Source organism: Paenibacillus sp. UNC499MF (genome assembly GCF_900107975.1).
Lineage (GTDB): Bacteria > Bacillota > Bacilli > Paenibacillales > NBRC-103111 > Paenibacillus_F.
In genome coordinates, this window is sequence record NZ_FNVF01000001.1 from 288,311 (window position 1) to 294,310 (window position 6,000).

Below are 6,000 nucleotides of genomic sequence, written 5' to 3' on the forward strand. Positions count from 1 at the left end.
CGCAGGCATAAGCGGCGCGGGCGCTCCTTCCCAAAAGCCGCCGCGGCAAGCTTGGGCTGATCTGCGCCCAGGCAGCACAGGTACCCGACGCAAAGCCGGGGCGAAAGCGCACCGCCGCCGAAGCCCGTCCGGCGGCGGCACAGGGCTTCTACGGTATTTCCCGTACTCAGTCATGTTCAGCTCAGGCATTATACGAGGCGGAGTATACATACAGTTTCATGCTAAGACCCGGCACAACTGCCGGGTCTTTTTTGCCGTTCACGCTGCAGGTGAGATGGGCCATAGCTTACTGTCGGGATTGCCGCCGTGTCTTAATTCTTTTTTTACCGGATAGCGGAGCCGCATGTAAAAAACAGCTATGAATGATTGTTTCCCGGTTAATCCGGACCGCTTCCTGTTAGACTGGGAAGCAGACAGGATGAAAGGTGTGTTTACGGATTGAATTTAACTGAACTGGGCTGGAACGAAGAGCTCCGGCAAGCTTTGACGAATATGTCCGCGGAAGGTCTCACGGCAGGCCGCGTCGCGCTTGAACATAAAAGAATGTACCGGATCAAAACCGGCTCCGGCGAGGTGCTCGCCGAGGTATCGGGCAGCATGCGCTACCAGGCGCGCAGCCGGGTAGATTACCCTGCGGTCGGCGACTGGGTGGCTTTAAGCGTCCGCGAGGAAGAGGGCCGCGCCACGATTCACGGCGTTCTGCCGAGAAAAAGCATGTTCGTCCGCAAAGTGGCGGGCAACGTGAACGAAGAGCAGATTGTCGCCTCGAATGTCGATGTCCTCTTCCTTGTTAACGCGCTTAACGGGGATTATAATCTCCGCCGGCTGGAGCGTTACCTCGTCATGGCATGGGAGAGCGGCGCCTCTCCCGTCATCATCCTCAGCAAGGCGGACTTGTGCGCCTCGCCCGAGGAAGTGGCCCTCCGAATCGCCGAGACGGAGGCCATAGCGCCGGGCGTACCCGTCCATGCCGTCAGCTCTCTCCTCGGCGAAGGAGTGGAGGGCCTCCAAGCCGCCTACCTCGGCATCGGCCGGACGGCCGCGGTCGCTGGTTCCTCCGGAGCGGGGAAGTCCACGCTCATCAACGCGCTGCTCGGCCGCGAGGCGATGGATACCGGCGCGATCCGCGAGGATGACGCCCGGGGCCGCCATACGACGACCCACCGCGAGCTGTTCCTGCTCCCCGGCGGAGGCGTGCTGATCGACACGCCAGGCATGCGCGAGCTCCAGCTGTGGGATGCGGACAGCGGCCTGAGCCAGTCGTTCGACGATGTCGAGACGCTGGCGGCCTCCTGCCGCTTCCCGGACTGCCGCCACGGCAGCGAGCCGGGCTGCGCCGTGAGAGACGCCTTAGAAGACGGGACGCTGGACCGGGCGCGTTATGACAGCTATGTCAAACTGCAGAAGGAGCTTGCCTTCCTGGCCCGCAAGGAGAGCAAGGCTCTCCAGATGGCCGAGAAGGACAAGTGGAAGAAGCTTCACAAGGAAATGAGGCGCAAGCCCTCCAAGCCATAAAATTTGCGTATCCGGGTAAAATTAGCCCGTCCGGACACGACGCATCACCTCTAATTCAACTAAAATGCGGCGAATTAGTGGCCTTTTGCCCATCCGTGCATATGTTGAAGGCAGGAGGTGTTTGTTGATGCAGAAACACGAAGCGAAAAACTTGTGTCAGCAGCATAAATACCGGTACGTTCTCATTCAGCTGAACGACGGTACGGTGCATGACGGTATTATCGAGAGTGTGGACGATGATTATGTATACCTGGCGATTCCCGTAGAGGGCAGAGCCGGCGGCGAAAGCGAGACGCGGGCGTTCGGCTGGGGATACCCGTATTACGGCTATCCCTACTACGGGTATTTCCCGTACGGCGGGTACCCCTATTATCCGCGGCGCCGCTTTTACCGGGGGATCTTCCCTCTGGTCGCTCTTACGGCTCTTTCGCTGCTTCCGTATTATTGAGACAAAGCCTCATGACCGCCGGGGAGACAAAACCGTCTTCCGGCGGTTACCTTTTTTTCGGGGAGGCCGCTCACTTTTTATTTTCTTTTTCCCCCGTTATTCAGTATGATAAAAATATACATACAAACATGTGCACACGAGCATGTACGATTCGATAAAGGAGGAGACGAGACAGTGGATTGCTTATTCTGCAAAATCAGGGACGGACAAATTCCTTCCAAGCAGGTATACGAAGACGAGCACGTGCTGGCTTTTCACGATATCCAGCCGGCCGCTCCGGTTCATATCCTGATCATTCCGAAAAAGCATATCGCATCGATGAAAGACGCGGGAGAAGAAGACTGGGCGCTGATCGGTTCGGTTCACAAGGCCGCGCAGCAAATCGCCCGGGATTTCGGTATCGAAGAGAGCGGCTACCGGCTCATTAACAACTGCGGACCCGACAGCGGACAAGTGGTTTTCCACATCCATTACCACCTGCTCGGCGGTACGAATTTGGGCCCTCTAGTAGCTCAAAGATAATTCATAGAATTTATTGTCATAGGAGTAAAGCTTTTAGGTTGACACCTATTAACGTTTTCCCCTATAATGAAGTTTGATGAACCGCTTTGATTGGACGGTCTGTTCGGAGGGAGGGAAAACTGGTGTCAGAAACTCGAGTTCGCAAGAATGAAACCATAGATGCTGCACTTCGCCGCTTTAAGCGTTCCATTGCTAAGGATGGCGTATTGGCGGAGATTAAAAAGCGCAAGCACTACGAGAAGCCGAGCGTTAAGCGCAAAAAGAAATCTGAGGCTGCTCGTAAGAGAAAGTTCTAGGAGGCAACCCAAGTTCATGAGCTTAAGCGAACGTTTGAACGATGATATGAAGCAAGCGATGAAGAGTCAAGACAAGTTTACACTCTCCGTAATCCGTATGGTAAAAGCATCTATCAAGAATATCGAGATAGACCAGCGCCGAGCCTTAGATGACAATGAAGTGCTTGATGTTCTGAATCGCGAAGTCAAACAACGCAAAGATTCCCTCCAAGAATTTAAAAATGCCGGCCGGGACGATTTGGCCGACAGCCTGCACGCTGAGATCGACATTCTAATGAAGTACCTGCCGCAGCAATTAACAGAGGAAGAAGTAAGCGCAATTGTAAAGCAGACCATCCAAGAAGTTGGCGCTTCCTCCAAAGCGGATATGGGAAAAGTCATGTCGGCTCTCATGCCGAAAGTAAAAGGACGGGCTGACGGGAAATTAGTGAACCAACTGGTGCAACAAAACCTGTAATAAACCGACGGGGTCGGAAGCAGCGATGCTTCCGGCCTTTTTTCATAGCCGGAAAACGATAAAACGGGCACCGCTGAGCAAACTAGCTTATGCCCCTAGTGACGGTAGTCCGCGGAGCCTGCCGCCAACTTTTGTACATTTGGTGAAACGTTTTTCATCCCGTTACGTAATAAGAACTAAACTAACTAAATAAAGGCTATAGGGTTAGGAGGAGAAGCCATGATCAGCTTACGAAGAACATTTCTGGGCTGTGCCGCGGTCCTCGGATCAATCGGCTGCCTGCCCGGTCTGGCGGCGGCATCCGCCGGAACTGCGGCGCAGCAGGGCTTTACGAGTGCGTTCGGCGGTTTCCTGACACATCCGGCCGTTGCCGCGATCCTGCTTCTGATCGGGATTGTCGGAATCGGACTCGAGCTGCTTTTCTGGACGTTCGGTCTTCTCGGATCGATCGGAGTTATCGGCTTCGGGCTTTATTTTCTCGGCAATTATCTTGCCGGGGGAGCGGGATCCGGAGATATCGGCCTGTTTGTTTTGGGAGTGCTGCTTCTGCTGCTTGAACTGGTCATTCCAAGCTTCGGCATACTCGGAATCGCGGGGAGCATCTCCTTGTTCAGCGGAGTGATTCTGGCGGCCGATAATCCTCAGACAGCTGCGCTTTTGCTTGTTATCGCTTTCGTGGCGGCCGTTGTTCTTCTCTTTATCGCCGTGAAGAAATTTCCGGCAAGGGGTGTGTGGAACCGCTTTATCCTCAAAGAGGAGCTTACAACCGAACAAGGTTTTGTATCCAGTTCGTTCAAGCTGCATCTTATGGGGCAAACGGGAACTTCGCTTACTCCGCTTCGCCCGTCCGGTACGGCTCAATTTGGGGAAGACCGGGTGGATGTGGTAACGGAAGGCGGATTTATTCCCGCGGGACGCCTTATTAAAGTCGTTCATGTGGAAGGAAGCAGAGTCGTGGTGCATGAAGAAGAAGCTGGCGCAGAAAAATAAAGTAAAGCCGGCGGGCGCCATTTAATTACGTAAAGGGAGGTTTTTTGACGCATGGAATCTTATTTCTATCTGTTAATTGCCGCAGTAGTTCTGATCTTGTTGATGGTATTTTTCACGTTCGTGCCGGTTATGCTCTGGATTTCCGCTCTGGCATCGGGCGTGCGCATCAGTATTTTGACGCTGGTGGCGATGAGGCTGCGGCGTGTTATTCCGAGCCGGATCGTGAATCCGCTCATTAAAGCGATTAAAGCCGGACTGGGACTTAACATTAACCAGCTGGAAAGCCACTATCTGGCCGGTGGTAACGTAGACCGGGTTGTTAATGCCTTGATCGCGGCACACCGTGCGGACATCCAATTGCCGTTCGAACGGGCGGCTGCCATTGATCTGGCCGGCCGTGACGTGCTGCAGGCCGTCCAAATGAGCGTAAACCCGCGTGTCATCGAGACGCCTACGGTTTCCGCGGTTGCCAAAGACGGGATCGAAGTGAAGGTTATCGCCCGGGTAACGGTACGGGCCAACATTGACCGCCTCGTCGGGGGTGCCGGCGAAGAAACAATTATCGCCCGTGTCGGCGAGGGGATCGTTACGACAGTGGGCTCCAGCGGCTCGCACAAGGATGTTCTCGAAAATCCGGATATGATTTCCCGGACCGTACTCGGTAAAGGTCTGGATGCGGGTACCGCTTTTGAAATCTTGTCCATCGATATCGCGGATGTCGACGTAGGCAAGAACATCGGCGCCCACCTGCAAACCGAGCAGGCCGAAGCCGACAAGCGGATCGCGCAGGCCAAAGCGGAAGAACGCCGGGCCATGGCCGTCGCCCAGGAGCAGGAAATGAAAGCCCGCGTCGTGGAAATGAGAGCGAAAGTCGTCGAGGCCGAATCCGAGGTGCCGCAGGCTATGGCGGATGCTATGCGCAACGGAAAGCTCGGCGTGATGGACTACATGAATTATAAAAATATCGATGCCGATACGCATATGCGCAGTTCCATCGGCAAAATGTCCGAAGAAGGCAAAGAAGGCAAGGAATAAAAGAGGTTAACATCTGCCGGGCGCTGCTGCCCGGCAGATGAGCCGGTTCCCTTCGGTCCCGAAGGGAATTTGCTTCTTCTTTACTAATCGTTTCAACAAAGCCAAACAAAGCCAACTCGGGAATCTTGATGCAGCCTGCTCGGGAAAGGGGGCGTCTTTATGGAGCGTCTGATCGAACTGATTGCGAACAATTTCTTTTTTGTGATAATGATCGGTATTTTTCTGGTATCGATGCTGTCCGGCAAGCGCAAAAAAACCGGCAGCCAGAACCGGATGCCGGATTTCAGCGGACAGGGTCTTCCGCGCCGTCCGGCCGCACCGGCCCGGACTGAGGCCGGAACAAGCGGGGACCGGGACCGCCGCGTGAGCGCGCCGCCGCAAACGCGGCGCGGGGATTTGTCCGCCGAAGCTGCGGCGGACGATTGGACCGCGGCCGAGCGCGGACGCAGCGGCGGTTTTGCCGCCAGCGATGCCTGCGGGAGCAAAGCCGCGCCGGCGGAGACGCCGCGCATGCGGGAAGCGCGCGCCGTGCGCGAAGAAGCTTCCGGCAGCAGCCCCGCTGCCGGTGTCGACCTGCACCCGCGTCAGGCGGTGCAGGGGGTTATCTGGGCCGAAATACTCGGCCCGCCGAGGGCAAAAAAGCCGTTCCGCCGGTAATACCGGCCGGAACGGCTTTTTTTTGCGCCCGAGCGACGAGCGCCCGAGCGACGAGCGCCCGAGCGACGAGCGCCCGAGCG

8 protein-coding genes are annotated in these 6,000 nt (G+C 55.9%); all 8 read left to right on the forward strand.

Translation table 11 applies throughout. The annotated features are described in order from the left end of the window. Nucleotides 1-438: 438 nt before the first annotated feature. The 8 genes from rsgA to C4S74_RS01255 all read left to right on the forward strand — a co-directional run bounded on the left by rsgA (nucleotide 439) and on the right by C4S74_RS01255 (nucleotide 5,920). Entirely contained in the window at nucleotides 439-1,515 is a 1,077-nt protein-coding gene (rsgA, locus tag C4S74_RS01220) for a ribosome small subunit-dependent GTPase A (RefSeq protein ID WP_103993554.1), read from the forward strand. Between the two features lie 127 nt (nucleotides 1,516-1,642). Beyond that, nucleotides 1,643-1,963, forward strand: a complete 321-nt coding sequence (locus C4S74_RS01225) for a hypothetical protein (RefSeq protein WP_103993555.1) — start codon at nucleotides 1,643-1,645, stop codon at nucleotides 1,961-1,963. A 174-nt stretch (nucleotides 1,964-2,137) separates the two neighbouring features. Next, nucleotides 2,138-2,485: a histidine triad nucleotide-binding protein gene (locus tag C4S74_RS01230; protein ID WP_103993556.1), complete on the forward strand. Its 348-nt coding sequence runs from the start codon at nucleotides 2,138-2,140 to the stop codon at nucleotides 2,483-2,485. 122 nt (nucleotides 2,486-2,607) lie between these two features. Next, nucleotides 2,608-2,781: a 30S ribosomal protein S21 gene (gene rpsU / locus C4S74_RS01235; protein WP_024094532.1), complete on the forward strand. Its 174-nt coding sequence runs from the start codon at nucleotides 2,608-2,610 to the stop codon at nucleotides 2,779-2,781. Between the two features lie 16 nt (nucleotides 2,782-2,797). Then, the gene (locus C4S74_RS01240) at nucleotides 2,798-3,238 is read left to right on the forward strand and encodes a GatB/YqeY domain-containing protein (RefSeq protein ID WP_103993557.1); all 441 of its coding nucleotides are present in this window, start codon (nucleotides 2,798-2,800) and stop codon (nucleotides 3,236-3,238) included. Between the two features lie 219 nt (nucleotides 3,239-3,457). Then, a complete protein-coding gene (locus C4S74_RS01245; protein WP_103993558.1) occupies nucleotides 3,458-4,228 on the forward strand; it encodes an NfeD family protein in 771 nt (256 codons plus the stop codon). A 51-nt stretch (nucleotides 4,229-4,279) separates the two neighbouring features. Further along, a complete protein-coding gene (gene floA, locus C4S74_RS01250; RefSeq protein WP_009675041.1) occupies nucleotides 4,280-5,263 on the forward strand; it encodes a flotillin-like protein FloA in 984 nt (327 codons plus the stop codon). Between the two features lie 159 nt (nucleotides 5,264-5,422). Then, the gene (locus C4S74_RS01255; protein ID WP_103993559.1) at nucleotides 5,423-5,920 is read left to right on the forward strand and encodes a hypothetical protein; all 498 of its coding nucleotides are present in this window, start codon (nucleotides 5,423-5,425) and stop codon (nucleotides 5,918-5,920) included. Nucleotides 5,921-6,000 lie beyond the last annotated feature (80 nt).